Annotated in this window: 17 protein-coding genes; 7 read left to right on the top strand and 10 right to left on the bottom strand. The window is 61.7% G+C overall.

Translation table 11 applies throughout. The features are described from left to right. The 5 genes from BLU35_RS22450 to BLU35_RS22430 form a co-directional block, all read right to left on the bottom strand. On the bottom strand, positions 1-1,122 hold the full coding sequence (locus tag BLU35_RS22450; protein WP_093234555.1) for a DUF917 domain-containing protein: 1,122 nt from the start codon (positions 1,120-1,122) through the stop codon (positions 1-3). Beyond that, the gene (locus BLU35_RS22445) at positions 1,119-2,663 is read right to left on the bottom strand and encodes a hydantoinase/oxoprolinase N-terminal domain-containing protein (protein WP_093234554.1); all 1,545 of its coding nucleotides are present in this window, start codon (positions 2,661-2,663) and stop codon (positions 1,119-1,121) included. Before BLU35_RS22445 ends, BLU35_RS22450 begins: the two co-directional genes overlap by 4 nt. A 3-nt stretch (positions 2,664-2,666) precedes the next feature. After that, positions 2,667-3,170 carry an Lrp/AsnC family transcriptional regulator gene (locus tag BLU35_RS22440; protein WP_162765011.1) on the bottom strand — a complete coding sequence of 168 codons (504 nt, stop codon included), beginning with the start codon at positions 3,168-3,170 and terminating at the stop codon, positions 2,667-2,669. A gap of 606 nt (positions 3,171-3,776) precedes the next feature. After that, entirely contained in the window at positions 3,777-4,127 is a 351-nt protein-coding gene (locus BLU35_RS22435; protein ID WP_093234552.1) for a ribbon-helix-helix domain-containing protein, read from the bottom strand. 24 nt (positions 4,128-4,151) lie between these two features. Further along, positions 4,152-4,748, bottom strand: coding sequence for a DJ-1/PfpI family protein (locus BLU35_RS22430; RefSeq protein WP_093234551.1), 597 nt, complete (start codon positions 4,746-4,748; stop codon positions 4,152-4,154). Between the two features lie 335 nt (positions 4,749-5,083). Between BLU35_RS22430 and BLU35_RS22425 the strand changes: the two genes are divergently transcribed. After that, a complete protein-coding gene (locus BLU35_RS22425; protein WP_286161585.1) occupies positions 5,084-5,581 on the top strand; it encodes an NUDIX hydrolase in 498 nt (165 codons plus the stop codon). A gap of 24 nt (positions 5,582-5,605) precedes the next feature. Here BLU35_RS22425 and BLU35_RS22420 read toward each other — a convergent pair whose 3' ends face one another. From BLU35_RS22420 to BLU35_RS22410, 3 genes are all read right to left on the bottom strand, one after another. Further along, positions 5,606-5,992, bottom strand: coding sequence for a hypothetical protein (locus BLU35_RS22420; protein WP_093234550.1), 387 nt, complete (start codon positions 5,990-5,992; stop codon positions 5,606-5,608). 157 nt (positions 5,993-6,149) lie between these two features. After that, positions 6,150-7,019, bottom strand: coding sequence for a DMT family transporter (locus tag BLU35_RS22415; RefSeq protein ID WP_093234549.1), 870 nt, complete (start codon positions 7,017-7,019; stop codon positions 6,150-6,152). Positions 7,020-7,212: 193 nt separating this feature from the next. Beyond that, positions 7,213-8,334 carry an NAD(P)-binding domain-containing protein gene (locus tag BLU35_RS22410; RefSeq protein ID WP_353615043.1) on the bottom strand — a complete coding sequence of 374 codons (1,122 nt, stop codon included), beginning with the start codon at positions 8,332-8,334 and terminating at the stop codon, positions 7,213-7,215. A 382-nt stretch (positions 8,335-8,716) separates the two neighbouring features. Between BLU35_RS22410 and BLU35_RS22405 the strand changes: the two genes are divergently transcribed. Genes BLU35_RS22405 through BLU35_RS22395 form a run of 3 tightly spaced genes read left to right on the top strand, consistent with a single transcriptional unit; the run spans position 8,717 to position 11,569 of the window. Then, positions 8,717-9,268 (top strand): MaoC family dehydratase, encoded by a 552-nt coding sequence (locus BLU35_RS22405; RefSeq protein ID WP_093234547.1) that lies wholly within the window; start codon positions 8,717-8,719, stop codon positions 9,266-9,268. A gap of 7 nt (positions 9,269-9,275) precedes the next feature. Continuing rightward, positions 9,276-10,436: a CaiB/BaiF CoA transferase family protein gene (locus BLU35_RS22400; protein WP_093234546.1), complete on the top strand. Its 1,161-nt coding sequence runs from the start codon at positions 9,276-9,278 to the stop codon at positions 10,434-10,436. Then, on the top strand, positions 10,433-11,569 hold the full coding sequence (locus tag BLU35_RS22395; RefSeq protein WP_093234545.1) for an extracellular solute-binding protein: 1,137 nt from the start codon (positions 10,433-10,435) through the stop codon (positions 11,567-11,569). The genes BLU35_RS22400 and BLU35_RS22395 overlap by 4 nt, the downstream gene beginning before the upstream one ends. Positions 11,570-11,623: 54 nt before the next feature. Here BLU35_RS22395 and BLU35_RS22390 read toward each other — a convergent pair whose 3' ends face one another. Next, positions 11,624-12,460, bottom strand: a complete 837-nt coding sequence (locus BLU35_RS22390; protein WP_093234544.1) for an amidohydrolase family protein — start codon at positions 12,458-12,460, stop codon at positions 11,624-11,626. Between the two features lie 76 nt (positions 12,461-12,536). Continuing rightward, positions 12,537-13,325 carry an IclR family transcriptional regulator gene (locus tag BLU35_RS22385; protein WP_093234543.1) on the bottom strand — a complete coding sequence of 263 codons (789 nt, stop codon included), beginning with the start codon at positions 13,323-13,325 and terminating at the stop codon, positions 12,537-12,539. A gap of 166 nt (positions 13,326-13,491) precedes the next feature. On the opposite strand from BLU35_RS22385, the gene BLU35_RS22380 reads away from it, so the two are divergent. The 3 genes from BLU35_RS22380 (at position 13,492) to BLU35_RS22370 (ending at position 16,652) form a co-directional block, all read left to right on the top strand. Next, positions 13,492-14,811, top strand: a complete 1,320-nt coding sequence (locus tag BLU35_RS22380) for an ABC transporter substrate-binding protein (RefSeq protein WP_093234542.1) — start codon at positions 13,492-13,494, stop codon at positions 14,809-14,811. Between the two features lie 78 nt (positions 14,812-14,889). Then, complete coding sequence (locus BLU35_RS22375; RefSeq protein WP_093234541.1) at positions 14,890-15,786, top strand: carbohydrate ABC transporter permease; 897 nt, start codon at positions 14,890-14,892, stop codon at positions 15,784-15,786. Next, positions 15,786-16,652 carry a carbohydrate ABC transporter permease gene (locus tag BLU35_RS22370; protein WP_093234540.1) on the top strand — a complete coding sequence of 289 codons (867 nt, stop codon included), beginning with the start codon at positions 15,786-15,788 and terminating at the stop codon, positions 16,650-16,652. Before BLU35_RS22375 ends, BLU35_RS22370 begins: the two co-directional genes overlap by 1 nt. The last annotated feature ends 6 nt before the right edge of the window (positions 16,653-16,658 follow it).

Here is a 16,658-nt window from a genome sequence, read left to right as displayed (position 1 = left end):
TTAGGCGTCTTCTTTGTAGTGGGGTACGGCAGGCGCATCCGCAGACACGCCCATCGGCACGAAGTCGAAATCGTAACCAAAGGCACGCGGGCCGACGGAGGCGAGCGCGATCTCGCTTCGCAGCAGCACCGGTGCAGGCATGGACAACACGTCGATGCGCAGGCCGTAGCGCAGCTCCTCCGTGCCGATCGCCCGACCGGTTTCCGAATCCACGATGCAGATCAGGTCCGGCACCATGGTGATGATCTCTTCGCCTTCGCGCGCGACCAGATATTCGTTCTGAATGTCGACCGTCAGTGTGCGCCCCGCGTCCGCATCCAGGCCCGCAACGGTGAGCTTGCCGCGGGTGAAGCCCGCCATGACACGGCGGCTGATATCGGACACCTTGCCACGCATCAACCGCACACCACCGGATTGCTTCAAGATGGCCTCGACTGGATCCTCCTTGGCCGCGCGCGCGTTCATGACAGCGTCCCCAAGGCTCCAGGCCTGGCTGGTGGTGTGGGGCACGCCGAAACGGCGGACGAATTCACCGGACATCGGCGCCGTCGTCATCAGCGCCGTACATCCCATGGCAATTGTGCTGGCGCGCAATAGCTTCTCCAGCATCTTCGGTGTTGTCGCGTCGGTGACGACGAGCACGTTGCCGTCGGCGTCGGCAAGCGCCGCTGGCTGTACCGCCTGGCCGTGGATAAAGAAGGTCGTCATCTGTACTTCCGGGAAGGCCCGGCCCATGCCGTCTGCATCGACGACGGGCAGGTCGACCATCGCTGCCGTCAGCATCGGCGCAATGCCATTGCCGCCACCAACTTCGTCACCGAGCAGCGCATCGACCTTGCGGCCCATATGCCGTTCGAGCGCGTTCAAAAGCCGGACGCCCTCACTGCCTTCCGGGATCTTCTCAATACCCACGGTCGGGGCACCGATGCCGCCGATACCGAGAATCTGGGCATCCGGTGCCATGTCGGCCGGCCGCACCATGCGGATGCGCTTGCCTTCGCGTAAGAGCGCCTTGGCACGCAGCAGACCGTGATAGGTGCTGCCGCCACCGCCGGTTCCCAGAATGCCGCAGCCGATGGCGATGCGATCGATATCCGCTTCGCTGAGCGTCCAGTATTTCATGCCCGCAACTCCCCAATCACTTTCGCGGCGACGCGAACGGCATTGCCCGGCAGGTAAGCCAGCGGCGTTTCTTCGATTTCGGCAAGGGTGGTCGTCGCGGCATCTGCGCCGGCCTCGACGGCGCGCGCCCGAGCCTCCGCGACGATGGATTCCAGTGCGATTTCCCGCGTGGTGCCTTCAAGCGAAACCACGCTGTCCACCTCGCCGGAGACCTGCGCGATTGCCGCGCCGATTGCGTTGGCCGAGCCGAAATGATCCGGTTTCAGCGAAACCGAGGTTCCCTCCAAGAGCCCCTCGACCAGCACGGAACCGCCGCCAACGAGAATGGCGGGGATCGGATCGGCGCTTGGTTTCATGCGGTCCAGCACCATTTCAATGCTGGCCTTCATCTGCGCCAGCATCTGCTGCGCAAATTCTGGCGTGATGTGGCTGAGGCGGTCCCGGTCGCCGAGGTCGACGAGGTCGGCAGCCACGGCGATGTCGGTCGCCGTCAGCGTGTCGCCGCCGAAGCAGAGAGCCTTTTCCGGCAGGCGGAAGCCAACCGAATCCGGACCGATCGTCGCAGACGTCCCCGGGCGCACGATGCTGCCGCCACCAAGCCCGAAGGAATAGACATCCGGCACGCGGAAGTTGGTCGGCACGCCGCCGATCATCGCGCCTTCGCTGCGGGTGCGCGGGAAACCAGCGACCAGCATGCCAATATCCGTGGTGGTGCCGCCGATATCGATCACGGCCGCGTCGGAGAGCCCGGTGAGGAAGGCCGCGCCGCGCATGGAGTTGGTCGGTCCCGAGGCGATCGTGAAGACGGGATAACGTTCGGCGAATTCGGCGGCCATTAGCGTGCCGTCGTTCTGCGTGAGGAAGAGCGGGCAGGTGAGGCCGAGGGCGGCGAAGGCCGAGCGGAAGGCGCCGACCGTCTCGCGTCCGAGCGTGTGGAGGCTCGCATTGAGGATCGTTGCGTTTTCGCGGGGCAGGAGGCCGGTGCGGCCGACGCGGTGCGACAGGCTGATTGCCGCGCCGGGAATTTCCTCGGCGACGATTTCTGCCGCGTCGTTTTCCATTTTCGGGTCGACCAGGGCGAAGACCGAGCAGATCGCGACGGCAGAGATGCCACGCGCACGCCAGTCGCGGCATGCCGCGCGGATGGCCACATCGTCGAGCGGTGCAATCTCCGAACCATCGTAATTGACGCCGCCGCCAACCAGGGCGGCACCACCGTCGACGACGGGGCGGAGCGTGTCCGGCCAATCGATCATCGGTGGCAGCGAGCGCGTTGCAGCGCCGCAAAGTCGGAGAACGCCAACCTTTTCAAGATGCCGACCCTCGACGATCGCATTGAGAAAATGCGTGGTGCCGATCATCACCGCATTGACCGCGCTGGCAGAAACGTCTGCTTCGGCCAGGACGGTGCGGATCGCCGCGCTGACGCCCGATGTCACGTCTGCGGTGGTCGAGGATTTTACCGTGGCCAGGACCTCGGCACCGCGCAGCAGCGCCGCGTCCGTATTGGTTCCGCCGACATCCACTCCGATACGAAGCATGGTCTATACCTTTTTCTTGCTGCCGAGGTCGGTACCGCGGCTGATCGCGGTCGTCCTCGTGCCGAATACCTTGTAGAGACGCAGCACGACCGAGCTCGTGACGCGCTTGATGCCAGGCAGTTTGCCCAGCTCCTGATCGATGAATTCGAGCAATGCCGCATGGTCGGCGACGAAGAGCGAAGCACTCAGGTTTGCCGTGCCGCTCGTGGCGGCGAGGTAGCCAATCTCGTCATACTCGGCGAGCAGGATGGCGACGTCTTCCTGCTTGCCGGGCTCGACCTCGATCAGAAGCTCGACCTGGACATCGCGTCCAAGCGCGACTGGGTCAGGAATGGCGCCGATGACGATCATCTTGGCCTGGAGTAGTCCGGCAATGCGGTTGCGGATCGTGCGCTCCGAGACGCTGCCGATCCGGCCGGCGATCTCGGCCGCCGAAAGGCGCCCGTCTTCGGAGAGATAACGGATAATCTCGCGGTCCAGATCATCGACGAGGTAGCGTTGGGTCATCACCGTTTCCATTTCGGCCTTGATGACCGCAGTAAATTTCCGAAACGGAATTGTGTCAAGATTATTTCAGTCGCACATGGCAAGTATTATCAAAAATTACCCGTTTTAGGCATGTATTCATTCAGAAGTTGCCGAATCGGAAATTGCGATGCGGTGAGGAGGTGACCTATGCGGCTATGCGGGGAGGCAGCATGCTTGGCTTCCGTTCGGCATGGCCTCGCGCCCGAAGTCTCTCGTCTAGCGCCTGAAGACCGTACGCGCTGACGAACAGCCGAGAGGGGGTCGTGTTGATCTACAGCCGAATGCCAATCTGATGATCGGGCTGAGCATCCCGATCAAGACGGAGGACTACGCAACGCGCTTCCAGTTGGCGATGGCGCCAGGTTGGCGCTGTGGAACAGGAACTGGCTCAGTTGCAATCAAGTAGACCGCGCTGCTGCAGGCAAAGGTCGCAAGGGCGACCGCCTACAGCGATATGCTCGTCGCCGCAGCGGGCCTGACATTCGCGATGGGAAGACCGACGAACCGCAATGCCGTCAGTCGCGTCTGGGAAAGTAGCTGAGTGTGCGTTGCTGTTTGCGAGCCGTTAGCCGCCCTGCCGCAGGGTCAGTGGTATTTTTCCTGCTCGCGAACGAGGATCGCCGGAGCGTTCAGCCCGGCAATGGGTTGATTGACATCCGCCGGAATGTCCCCCGTCAGTTGGAGAGCGAGATAGCGCGCGCAGCAGACCCTCAGAAACGAAGTGAAGTTCCCAAGATCGTGGCCGGCATCGATGGACTCATGATGCAGCTTGGTTATCAACTGCGTGACGTTCATACGATCGCGATGTGAGATCTCCTCGAGCTTCGACCAGAAGAAATTCTCCAGTCGAACGCTTGTCACCATGCCATCGATGCGAAGCGAACGGGTCGTGCTTTCCCAGAGCCTTGCGTCCGCCTTTATGAACAACTCGCACATCCCGATCCTCCCTTGTCCGCTTCCTCAGGCGGCGTCCGTTTGTAGCAGGGCGGAGGCGTCGAGCACAGCCATGAACTGCCGCAGCCACGACGGGTGCGCCGGCCACGCAGGAGCGGTGACGAGGTTGCCGTCCGAGACCGCATCATCGATTGCGATATCGGCATAGATGCCGCCGGCGAGTTCGACTTCCGGGCGGCAGGCGGGATAGGCCGAGCATGTGCGCCCCTTCAGCACACCGGCCGCCGCTAGAAGTTGGGCACCGTGGCAGATGGCCGCCACCGGCTTCCCGGCTTCGAAGAAATGTTGCACGGTCTTGATGACGTCGGGGTTGAGGCGCAGATACTCGGGCGCGCGGCCGCCCGGGATGACGAGCGCGTCGTAGTCCTCGGCGCGAATACTGGAGAAGGTAGCATTGAGGGCGAAGTTGTGGCCGCGTTTCTCGGAATAGGTCTGGTCGCCTTCGAAATCATGGATCGCGGTCGCGACCGTCTCTCCGGCCTTCTTGCCGGGGCAGGCGGCATGGACGCTGTACCCGCAGGCAAGCAGCGTCTGAAACGGGACCATCGTTTCATAGTCCTCGGTGAAGTCACCGGTGATCATCAGAATTTTCGAAGCTGTCATCTGTCCCTCCCAAAACCAATGGAAAGAGCTTAGCAGCGCAGGCGAGCCAGCAGGTACTAACGGAATACTACAACGAAAATTCCAGGCGGGTCCGATTGATGCGAGATGGCGGAGCGGCCGCCATTCCGATCCCGATAAGGTTCCTGTCAGTCAATTTCGTGTGTGGCCCCGATACGGCCCGGACAATTACTCGCTGAAGGAAAAAAACAGCAGGGGTGCAATGATGGCGTCTCCCTCGTCTCATTTTGCAATCACTCATTGCGAGACGGGCAGTCACATATCTGTCATAAACGCGAACAAGATTCTGCTTCAAATCCATCGAAACCGAGAGAGAGATGTCCGAGCAATTCTCGCTGGTATGCGAAATGCTGCCACAAAACTCTGCTCGTTCAATGACATGTGTCCAGCAGGCTGGCGCGATTTGTTTTCGAACCTCCGCAGATAATCTTCCTGAAGTGTTGCTCGTCACGAGCCGCCGCAACGGCGGTTGGGGAATACCAAAGGGGCGTATAGAGGCAGGGGAGACAGCGCGCGGGGCCGCCGCGCGCGAAGCGATGGAAGAGGCCGGCGTTAGAGGCCGGGTATCGAGCGATGCCATTGGCTCGTTCGTTTATACCAAGGATAGCATTGACCTCAGCTATCACCTCAACGTGCATTTGCTCGAAGTAGAGGAAATTCTGGCGGACTTCCCCGAGAGGCAAAGCCGGAGACTACAATGGACTCCGATTGAAGCCGCCGTTCAGGAAGTCTCGCAGCCAAAGCTCCGTGAACTGCTGTTGCTTCTGGCTGCAGAAAATGGGCTGTGTGTCGGGTTTGAACTCGAGGCCCGGTAGCGCTGCCAGCATCATGCAGAGAAATCAGTTTGCGGTTTTCGCTCGTTGCAGAAGAACCTGCATCTCCTGAAATCGTCTCTTGCGCTCGGGATCGTCCTCATCGGCGGCGTAGCAGATGCGTGAAACGCAGAAGCGCAGGATTTTTGTCGGCGCGTTCGCATTGTCGAACTCGCAGTCGAAGGTGTCCGTCATATCTGCCTTCTTCGTGTCGGCTCTTTCGGAATACTTGAAGCGTGCTCCTGGCGGTGCAATCTCGGGAAAGGACTGGACCACCCCGACGTTGAGCGTGTCGACCAGGAAGAAATTCTTGGCGACCGCCATGCAGGTCGTCTCGAGGCTGGAGCTTTGCGCATATGCGGGGCCCGCCGCGATACACAGGACTGGGAGAAGCCATTTCATCGCATACTCCATCCGCGGAAAAACCTTGCCATCCGATCGGCTGCTTCGACAACACGCGAAGGTGGAAATTGTTCCGTCGCGTGGGTGACTAGGATGTTGTCGCGGTCGTGAAGCGAGATCCTGCGGGCTCAATTGATCGCAAAGCGCGCGTCTTCAGATGCCGTATCGGCTATGAGCGCTTGGCCAATTGGTGTTCGCGCCAGATCGTGAAAAGGCCCGCGCCGACCACGATCAGGGCGCCGATGATCATGTTGTGGGTGATCGTTTCGCCAAACAACAGGACGGCAAACATCACGTTGAGGACCAGCTGAAAATAGGTAACCGGCTGAACTTCCGCGGCAGGCAGCAGCCCATAGGCCCGGATAAGGAAGTAGTGGCTGAGCGTGCCGCATACGCAAAGGGCTGCCAACGCGAACCAATCGGTGGGGACGACTTCGGTCCAGTAGAACGGGCCGATCAGCGAAATCGCCAGTGCCCCGACCACACCCGCATAAAAGAGGCTCGTCACCGCGGAATCCTCGCGGCTGACTGCGCGCGTTGCGATGCTATAGAGCGCGAACAGCACGGAGGCGACAAGCGGCAGAAGCAGCGATATGTCGAAGTGAACGTCCACCGGATTGATGATCACCAGCACGCCGACAAGACCAATCAGTACTGCAGCCCCGCGCCGCCATCCGACTACCTCTCCGAGAAGCGGTATCGACAGGATGGTGATGATCAGTGGAGTTGCCTGGAAGATCGACTGGCTCATGGCGAGCCCGGCGTGAACATAGGAAAAGACGATGACGACGATCTCTGCGACCAGCAGAAGGCCGCGAACAACCTGCAGCCAAGGATGGCGCGTTTGAATGGATCGGCGAATACCTCCGGGAGACGACGCGGCAAAGGCAAATACGAAGAGGGCGAACGCCCAGAACCGTATCATCGTTATGAAGAGCGCCGGATAGCGATCACCCAGATATTTGGTTATCGCATCCTGGCCAGCGAAGATGCAGATGGCGAGGAAGGCAAACAAATAGCCGCGGGTCTTGGCGCTCATCACACTAAAAACTCAGAATCGTTGGCCTTTTGATTAGCATAGACTTTTCGTGAGCGCGCGAACCAAACGACGGGATAGTTCCCGTCGCCTTTACTTGGGAATGGCGACGTAATCGCTCCATTGGCTCCGAAATCGGATCGCGCCCGCATTGCTTCTCGAAAGAACTGCGACTGGAATCGTGCTCACGGCCGCATCAGATCAGACCGAGATGGGTGGCCAGTTCCCGTGCTGCTGCGCCGCCCGCCCTGTTCGCCCCAATTGTGGAAGCCGAGGGGCCGTAGCCAACCAGATGGATGCGTGGGTCCTTTTCGACCCGCGTCGCCAGGCGTCCGCCCATGACGATGCCGCCATCGTCCTCGCGCAGCTGCAGCGGAGCGAGATGGTCGAGTGAGCTGCGAAAGCCCGTCGCCCAGAGAATGACGTCAGCCGTCTGTTCCGTTCCATCCGGCCAGCGCACGCCGTGCGGAAGGATTTCACTGAAAATCGGCAGCCGTTTCAGTGCCCCGCGTTTTGCGACGGCCCGCAGGGCCGGGGTCCAGGGAATGCCCGTGACCGACACCACCGAGCCCGGCACAAGCCCATTGCGTACCCTTTCTTCTACGGCGGCGACCGCGGCGCGGCCGTCTTCCGGCGTGAATGGCCGTTCACGAAACTGCGGCTCGCTACGCGTGACCCACGTTGTCGTCGTTACTTGCGAGATTTCGTCGAGGTGCTGGAGTGCCGAAATACCGCCGCCGACGACAATCACATGTTTGCCCGCAAAGGCGCCCGCCGTTTGATAGTCGCGGGAGTGAAGCTGCTGACCTTCGAACCGGTCGGCACCGGGATAGGCGGGAATGGAGGGGGTCTCCCATGTTCCCGTGGCGTTGATGAGCCCCTCGGCCGAAAAAGTTTCCCGGTCGGTCTCCACCCGAAGCCGCCCGAAACGTTCGCAGACCACCTTGACCGCGACCGGCCGATAGATCGGCAGCCGAAATTTCTCTTCGTAGGCGGCGTAGTAGCTGGGAACCGCGGTCGACGCCCGTGCTTCCGTTTCGCCAACGGGAACAACTTCCGCAAACTCCATGCCCGGCAAGTCGTGGAGACGGTTGACGGTGCTCAGTGTCAATGACGGCCAGCGATGCTGCCAGGCGCCACCCGGTTTATCGTTCTTGTCGAGTACGATGAAATTCCGGCCCGGCTGGAGGCCAAGCTTCATCAGGTGATAGGCCGATGACAGCCCGGCTTGGCCAGCGCCGATCACCACAATGTTGACCTTGATCGCGGCGTGAAGCGCCGCATTCGTTGAGGCTGTGGATGGCATGGTGTCAGTCACTCTGGGACCTCGAAACGCGTAGCTCGGCCGCCGAGCAAAGCGAAACCCAGCTCTTCTACGCATCCTTGTGACCATAAGAAGCCCGCAATGCGCTCGCGGCATCGTTTGGAGAAATCCCCCGCTCGGCAAGCCCATTGGAGAGCTGCGCCGGCGGCGGAGCGGAGATTGGGCACCTGGAAGATTCGGCTCGTGCGGCGCCATAACCTTCGCGGCACTCGGGATCGCGCAGTGCCCGTCGAAGACTCGAGTCTCTTGCCACATCGATCCATATGTGAGTAAGCTATTCATATAAGAAGAAATTGATCACTGCCGCTGAGCGCCACTGGCGTTCGATGGCGAAAATCAAAGTCGGACTTCGCTTTCGCTACGCAAGGGTCTGCTCATGCATGAATTCACGCCCACCGTCGGTGTTTCCTCGACGCGTCCCACGGATATGCCGCAAGACCATGCCGCCCTGCCGGTCTGGAATGCGGAAAACTGGTTCTATGAAGATTGGCCCGTCGGCCAGCGCATCCGGTCTTTGCGCCGGACGATCGCCGAGGGGGACAGTCATCTGTTCAACACGCTGGTCGTCGACATCCACCCCTATGTGCAGGATCAGATGTTTGCCGAGCGGGACGGCATGTTCGGCAAGCGTCTCGTCGCTGGCGCTTTGGTCTTTTCGGCGGGCCTCGGGCTCGTGGCCACCAATTGCGTCAACGCCTTTTCCTACGGTTACGACAAGCTGCGTTTCATCAAGCCGGTCTTCATTGGCGACACGATCTACACGATCCGGACCAACATGGACAAAACCCCCCGTTACAAGGAGCTCGGGCTTATCCGCGCCAGCTACCAGGTGTTCAAGGGCGAGGGGGAACTGGTGCTCTACTGCGAGCATCTGCAGACCGTGAAATACAAGAATCCCGCCGATTTCGTCGGCAAGACCGAGAAATAAGATACCGATGACCGAAACAAACGAACTGCCGCTCTCAGGCCTTGTCGTCGTCGACATGAGCCAGTTTCTCTCAGGTCCCTATTGTTCGCTGCGCCTCATGGATCTCGGCGCGCGCGTCATCAAGATCGAACGCCCCGACGGCGGCGACCTGTCGCGCCGGCTCTATCTGAGCGACACCGAGATCGGCGGCGACTCGACGATCTTCCATGCCATCAACCGCGCCAAGGAGAGCCTTGCGATCGACCTCAAGAACGAGGCCGACGTTACGGCCTTGAAGACGCTGCTCGCCAACGCCGATGTGCTGATCCAGAATTTCCGCCCCGGCGTCATCCAGCGCCTCGGGTTGGATTATGAGGCAGTCAAGGCGATCAACCCGAAGATCGTTTATGCCTCGATCAGCGGGTACGGCGAGGAGGGTCCCTGGGTGAAGCGGCCGGGGCAGGATCTGCTGGCGCAATCGCGCTCCGGCGTCATGTGGCTGAACGGCGACGAAGGGCAGGGCCCCGTTCCCTTCGGCCTGGCGATCGGCGACATGCTCGCCGGCGCCGCGGCAGCGCAAGGCATTCTTGCAGCGCTCGTCCGTCGCGGCATCAGCGGCAAGGGCAGCCTGATCGAAACCAGCCTGCTCGAGGCACTCGTCGACTTCCAGTTCGAAGTTCTGACGACTCATCTCAATGACGGCCGCCGGCTGCCGGCACGTTCCGGCTTCCGCAGCGCCCATGCCTATCTGTCGGCGCCCTATGGCGTCTATCCCGCCAAGGACGGCTATCTCGCCATCGCCATGACGCCGATCCCGAAGCTCGCCGATCTCCTGGAAATGCCCGAACTCGACGCCTATCGCGACGACCCGGCCTCCTGGTTCTCCGAACGGGACAAGATCAAGGCGCTGATCGCCAGGCGGATCGCCGAAAACACCATCGACCATTGGCTTGGCCTGCTTGAACCCGCGGACATCTGGTGCGCGCGCGTGCTCAACTGGAACGAACTGCTCGAAAGCGAAGGCTTCCGGGTGCTCGACATGCTGCAGACGGTCGTGCGCGACGACGATGTCTCGATCCTCACCACTCGTTCGCCGCTCAGGGTCAACGGCAAGCGCGCCCAGGTGGATCGCGCCGCGCCACGCATCGGCGAGCATAGCGAAGCGATCCGAGAGGAGTTCGGCCTGTGAGCATCACGTTGAAGGGCATGACCTGGAGCCACCCGCGCGGCTACGATCCGATGATCGCCTGTTCGCGGCTGTGGCGGGAACGCACCGGCGTCACGGTCGAATGGGACAAGCGATCGCTGCAGGATTTCGAGACCTATCCGGTCGAGGAACTGGCGCGAGCTTATGACCTCATTGTCATCGATCATCCGCATGTCGGCCAGATCACCAAGGAGAAGTGTCTGGCGCCGCTCGATGTCGAAGGACGAGCGGCCGAACGGAAGGCACTGGCCGATGCTAGCGTCGGTCGCTCCTATCCGAGTTACACCTGGCAGGGCCGGCAATGGGCCTTCCCGATCGACGCGGCGACGCAGGTGCAGGCCTGGCGGCCGGACCGGACGGAGCGGGCCGACAGTTGGTCCGAGATGCTGGCGATGGCACGCCAGGGAAAGGTGGCCCTGCCGATGCGCCCGCCGCACTCCTTGATGAGCTTCTACACGCTCTCAGCCAATCTCGGGCACGCCTGCTGCAGCGACGGTATCGGGCAGCTCATCGCTCCTGATGCGGGCACCGACGCCTTCGAGCGCCTGCGTGAATTGACGGATCTGATCGATCCCGCCTGTTTCTCGATGGATCCGATCGCCGTGCTGGAGGCAATGAGCCATCCGGGCTCCGGGTTTGCCTGCGTGCCGTTGATCTACGGCTATGTCAGCTATTCGATGCCGGGTTTTCGGCCGTCGCTTGTGAAGTTCGGCGACATACCGGTTGCCGGAAAAATTGGCCCCGCCGGCTCCGCCTTGGGCGGAACCGGGATCGCGGTCTCGGCGTTCTCCCGCTCGATCGATGCCGCGATCGATTTCGCCTATTTCGTCGCGAGCGGCGAGGTCCAGCGCGGCCCCTATGCCGCCGGCGGTGGGCAGCCCGGCCACACGGCCGCTTGGGACGACGACGGAGTCAATGCTGTTACCTCGGACTTTTATCGCGCCACGCGCAAGACGCTGGAAACCGCCTGGGTTCGCCCCCGGCACGATGGCTACATGGCCTTCCAGCAGGCAGCTTCCGATCGGATCAATAACGGCCTCATGCGCAAGGACGCGGCACGAAAGGTCGTCGACGACCTCAATCGGCTGTTTGCGGCGAGCTTTGCCGTGGCCTAATATTTGACTCCGGGGCACCCTGGCGTCCCGGAGCCTCTCAAGGAGCGGGTCTCGCTAGGCGAGCTTCCAGATCCGCCGCGCATTGCCGGCGAGTAGCTTGTGCTTTTCGTCGGCGCTGCAGCCTTGGAGAAGAGCGTGGGTGGCGCCGACCCAGGTCGAAAGATTGCCGCCGAGCGTGCAGACCGGCCAGTCGCTTCCCCAGACCACCCGGTCCCAGCCGAAGACGCCGATCGTATGTTCGACATAGGGGCGCAGCGTCTCGACCTGCCAAGCCTCATCGGCGTAGGCGACAACGCCGGAGATTTTTGCCGTGACGTTCGGACGGCGGGCGATCTCGCTCATGTGCTCGCGCCAGGGGTGCTCGGCCCCGGCGCGAATGTCGGGCACGCCGCAATGGTCGAGGATGAATTGTACGTCGGGCGCGAGGTCGGCAAGCGCGATCGCCTTCGAGATCTGGTGCGGCAAGACGCAGAGGTCGAATGTGAAGCGGCGGCCACCGAGCTTACGGATGCTGCCGCGAAAGGTTGACTGTTCGGACAGGTCGTCCGGCATCACGTGCAGCACGCGGCGAAAACCCCTCACGAAGCCGTTTGCGTCCTGGCGCTCGAGATAGGCCGCAAAACCATCGTCTTCGGGTCGGCAGGCGGCGATGGCGCCCTTGAGCAGGCTGCCCGGCTCGCGCGCCAGCCGTTCGACTTCTGCCGTTTCCTTCTCGATCTCCGAAGGGTCGACGTCGACCTCCATGTGCAGCGCCGCTTCAATGCCGAGCCGACGGGCCTCGCGCGCGTAGGTCGCGTAGAGAAAGTCGTGGTCGAGCGCCGGCACGCCCGAGAGCCAGGGATAGGTGAGCTTCGACCTGTCGATGAGGTGAAGATGGGTGTCAATGATCAAGGCGCTTCTCCTCCGAACGGCGTCTCACATAAGAATGAGTTATTCAGATAAGAAGTACGGCCGTTGCCGGCTGGCGTCAATCGCTAGCCGGCGCCACGTCCGAACCTGCAAGCGTCGATAGCTGCTCGGCTGTCTTCAGCAAAAGGGCGATCGTTCCGGTAATGTCCGGCGCCGAGGGCGCGTTGACCAGCGCGATATAGGGCACGGTGAGTGCCGCGATGCCGCGGCCATCGGGGCCTAGGATCGGTGCCGAAAGGTTATAGACGCCGGCGGTCTGCGCGCTCGCCATCATCTCGTAGCCGCGTTCGCGGATCTGGTCGAGCCGCGCGTAGAACTCCGGTCCGCGCGGGACTTCGTCTTTGCTCTTGGCGTGTTCCGCGATCATCATTTCGCGCTCTTCGGCTGAGCGGAAGGCGAGAAGGATGTGGCCGGAGCCGGTGTCGAACAGGCTGATGTGCGATCCGACCCGGATCGAGATGCCCCAATAATCAGGTGCTTCCTGCTGGGCAATTACCACGGCCGAGCCGCGATCGAAGACGGCGAGGTGGTTGGCCTGCTTGGAGCGCTGCGCCAGGTCGCGCATCAACGGTGTTGCGTAGGAAGCGAGCCTGCGAACCGGCGCATGCAGTTGCGAAAGCCCGAACAGCTTTAGTGTCAGGGAATAGCGATCGCCGTCGATGCGGGTGACGTAGCCGCGCCGCACGAGCCGGTCGAGCATCCGGTAGAACTCGTTGGGGCTGCGGTTCAGGCGCTTGGAAATCTCCGCCTGCGTCAGGCCCCCGTCGACGCTGGCGAGCAGCTCGAGAATGTCGAGCCCCTTGTCGAGGGCGGGCGCGCGATAGCGGTCAGACTCTTCGGTGTCCATGAGATCCCTCCTTGGTGAATATTCATATCCATATACGCAGAGAAAGGCGCCGACAAAGGAAAGTTCGCCCTTGACGCTGGATAAATTTGTTGTTTGTATATGAATTAGTTTCTCACAAATGAGAACGTCGCGCCAGGATGAGGGCGTGAACCAGGGAGGAATGGAGATGAGAAGGCTGCTATCCGGCGTGTCCGCCGGAGCGATCATGCTTGCCGCGGGACTGGGGACGGCTATGGCCGCTGACCTGCCCGGCAAGTTTGAAGGCGTTACGATCGACGCCAAGCTGATCGGCGGACAGCAATACGAAAAGCTCTACGAGCGTATCGGTGAGTGGGAGAAGGCGACCGGCGCCAAGGTCAACATCCTGTCGAAGAAGAACCACTTCGAGCTCGACAAGGAGATCAAGTCGGATATCGCGACCGGTGGCGTCAGCTGGTGCGTGGGTTCCAACCATTCGTCATTCGCTCCGCAATATCCTGACATCTACACCGACCTGCTCGCGCTTCTGCCGCCGGATGAGGTCGCCAAGTTCGTGCCGGCCCTGATCGATGCCTCGACACTCGACGGCAAGCTGGTGATGCTGCCGCGTGCCCAGTTCGACGTTTCGGCGCTCTATTACCAGAAGAGCCTCTATCAGGACGAAGCTAAGAAGACCGCCTTCAAGGCAAAGTATGGCTACGACCTCGCGCCGCCGGACACCTGGGCCCAGGTTGGCGACCAGGCCGAGTTTTTCGCAGCGCCACCGAATTTCTACGGCACGCAGTTCGCCGGCAAGGAAGAGGCCATCAACGGTCGCTTCTATGAAATGCTGGTCGCCGAAGGTGGGGAATATCTCGACAAGGATGGTCGCCCGGCCTTCAATTCCGAAGCCGGCGTGCGCGCGCTCGACTGGTTCGTCAAGCTCTACAAGGACAAGGCGGTACCGCCTGGCACAACCAACTATCTCTGGGACGACCTTGGTCAGGGCTTTGCCTCGGGCTCGATCGCTCTCAACCTCGACTGGCCTGGCTGGGCGAGCTTCTTCAACGATCCGAAGTCGTCCAAGGTCGCCGGCAATGTCGGCGTGAAGGTGCAGCCGGCCGGTTCTTCCGGCAAGCGCACCGGCTGGTCGGGCCACCACGGCTTCTCGGTCACCGAGGATTGCGCCAACAAGGAGGCCGCCGCCTCGCTCGTCTGGTGGCTGACCAACGAGGACAGTCAGAAGCTGGAATCGGCTGCCGGCCCGCTGCCGACCCGCTCGGCCGTCTGGGAATACAACATCAAGGCAGCCGCAGGCGACGCCTACAAGACCGAAGTGCTGCAGGCTTTCCAGGAAGCCGCCAAGCATGCCTTCCCGGTGCCGAAGACGGCTGAATGGATCGAAATCTCCAACGCCGTCTATCCGGAACTGCAGGCCGCCATCCTCGGCGACAAGACGTCGAAGGAAGCGCTCGATGCCGCCACTGAGAAGGCGACCGGCATTCTGGAAGACGCGGGCAAGCTCTGATCACAGCCAAGGAGGCGGCGCCGGCGCTTCGGTGCCGGCGCCGCCTCAGCCATTTCATGCCATCCTCAGGACTGCCCGATGAAGCTCAAGAAATTGTCAGCACCGGCCCTGCTTCTGCTTCCGGCCTTCGTCGTGCTCGCGGCGGTGATCGTCTTGCCGCTGCTCTTTTCCTTCTATTCGAGCTTCACGCCGTTCCGTCTCACCAAGCCGGAGACGCTGTGGGTTTTTGTGGGCCTGCGCAACTACGCAACCGTTCTCGGCAACGCCGAGTTCTGGGTCGCCTTCGGTCGCACCGTACTGTTGCTGACGGTGGCGTTGAACGCCGAGATGCTGCTTGGTCTCGGCCTGGCATTGCTTGTCAACAAGGTGACCCATGGCCAGCGCCTGCTACGCACGATGATGATGTTCCCGATGATGTTCTCGCCGGTGCTGGTCGGCTTCCAGTTCAAGTTTCTGTTCAACGACAATATCGGCTTCGTCAACAATGCGCTGCAGTCGCTGGGCCTGACCGACCAGGCTATCCCGTGGCTGATCGACGGCAATCTCGCGCTGCTGTCGATCATCATCGCCGAAGTCTGGTCCTCGACCGCCGTGTTCGCCATCCTGATCCTCGCCGGCCTGCTCGCCATGCCGAAGGATCCGGTCGAGGCCGCCCATGTCGACGGCTGCACGCCCTGGCAGACCTTCCGCTATGTCACCTGGCCTTATCTCATGCCGTTTGCCTTCATCGCCATGACCATCCGTTCGCTGGACGTGGCGCGGGCCTATGACATCGTCAAGATCATGACCGATGGCGGTCCTGCTAAGCGCACCGAACTGCTTTGGACGCTCGTCGGCCGCACCGCCTATGCCGATGCCCGCATGGGGCTCGCCAACGCCATGGCCTATGTCGCGATCCTCTTGTCGATCGTCTTCACCGTCTATTTCTTCCGCAAGCTCGCCGCGGCGCGCCAGCAGATCGGAGCCGAGTGGTAATGGATATCAACGCCTCGCACCGCCTGCGCCGGCGCCTCCTGAAGATCGCGCATCTGATCGGCCTGTTCCTGGCAATGGCGGTGATCTGCCTGCCCGGCCTCTGGATCGTGCTGTCGTCGCTACGCCCGACCGTCGAAATCATGGCGAAGCCCCCAGTCTGGATTCCCGAGAGCATCTCGCTCGATGCCTATCGCGCCATGTTCTCGGGCGCGGGGCAGGGCGGCGTTCCCGTCTGGGACTATTTCCGCAATTCGCTGATCATCTCCGTGACATCGACGGTAATTGCGCTCGCAATCGGCATGGCCGGCGGTTACGCCTTTGCGCGCTATCGCTTCAAGGCGAAGTCGGCGATCTTTCTCGGCTTCATGCTGACGCGGGCCGTGCCCGGGATCGCTCTGTCGCTGCCGCTCTTCATGCTCTACGCCCGCACCGGCATCATCGACACTCATTTCTCGCTGATCCTCACCTATGTCGCGCTCAACGTGCCCTTCACCATCTGGTTGATCGACGGCTTCTTTCGCCAGGTGCCGAAGGATCTCGCAGAAGCCGCCCAGATCGACGGCTGCACACCGTGGCAGGCCTTCTGGCAGGTGGAGTTTCCGCTCGCCGGCCCCGGCATCGCGTCCGCCGGCATCTTCGCGTTTCTCACCTCCTGGAACGAATACGCGCTCGCCTCGCAGATCACCCGCTCGGTCAATTCCAAGACCCTGCCGGTCGGGCTTCTCGACTACACCGCCGAGTTCACTATCGACTGGCGCGGCATGTGCGCGCTCGCCGTCGTGATGATCATCCCGGCGCTGACCCTCACCTTCATCATTCAGAAGCACCTCGTTTCGGGCCTCACCTTCGGCGCGGTGAAAGGATAATCGTTC

The sequence above is a fragment of the Sinorhizobium sp. NFACC03 genome, from assembly GCF_900103435.1.
Classification (GTDB): Bacteria; Pseudomonadota; Alphaproteobacteria; order Rhizobiales; family Rhizobiaceae; genus Ensifer.
The sequence above is the reverse complement of the archived record's forward strand: the minus strand, read 5'-3'. Positions and strand labels throughout refer to the sequence as shown.

Bases quoted from the DNA above. Each gene is read 5' to 3' on its own strand.
- BLU35_RS22375 (WP_093234541.1), top strand. From the start codon at position 14,890: ATGAAGCTCAAGAAATTGTCAGCACCGGCCCTGCTTCTGCTTCCGGCC.
- BLU35_RS22440 (WP_162765011.1), bottom strand. From the start codon at position 3,170: ATGACCCAACGCTACCTCGTCGATGATCTGGACCGCGAGATTATCCGT.
- BLU35_RS22430 (WP_093234551.1), bottom strand. From the start codon at position 4,748: ATGACAGCTTCGAAAATTCTGATGATCACCGGTGACTTCACCGAGGAC.
- BLU35_RS22415 (WP_093234549.1), bottom strand. From the start codon at position 7,019: ATGAGCGCCAAGACCCGCGGCTATTTGTTTGCCTTCCTCGCCATCTGC.
- BLU35_RS22450 (WP_093234555.1), bottom strand. From the start codon at position 1,122: ATGAAATACTGGACGCTCAGCGAAGCGGATATCGATCGCATCGCCATC.
- BLU35_RS22405 (WP_093234547.1), top strand. From the start codon at position 8,717: ATGCATGAATTCACGCCCACCGTCGGTGTTTCCTCGACGCGTCCCACG.
- BLU35_RS22380 (WP_093234542.1), top strand. From the start codon at position 13,492: ATGAGAAGGCTGCTATCCGGCGTGTCCGCCGGAGCGATCATGCTTGCC.
- BLU35_RS22425 (WP_286161585.1), top strand. From the start codon at position 5,084: ATGTCCGAGCAATTCTCGCTGGTATGCGAAATGCTGCCACAAAACTCT.
- BLU35_RS22420 (WP_093234550.1), bottom strand. From the start codon at position 5,992: ATGGAGTATGCGATGAAATGGCTTCTCCCAGTCCTGTGTATCGCGGCG.
- BLU35_RS22385 (WP_093234543.1), bottom strand. From the start codon at position 13,325: ATGGACACCGAAGAGTCTGACCGCTATCGCGCGCCCGCCCTCGACAAG.
- BLU35_RS22445 (WP_093234554.1), bottom strand. From the start codon at position 2,663: ATGCTTCGTATCGGAGTGGATGTCGGCGGAACCAATACGGACGCGGCG.
- BLU35_RS22400 (WP_093234546.1), top strand. From the start codon at position 9,276: ATGACCGAAACAAACGAACTGCCGCTCTCAGGCCTTGTCGTCGTCGAC.
- BLU35_RS22435 (WP_093234552.1), bottom strand. From the start codon at position 4,127: ATGTGCGAGTTGTTCATAAAGGCGGACGCAAGGCTCTGGGAAAGCACG.
- BLU35_RS22370 (WP_093234540.1), top strand. From the start codon at position 15,786: ATGGATATCAACGCCTCGCACCGCCTGCGCCGGCGCCTCCTGAAGATC.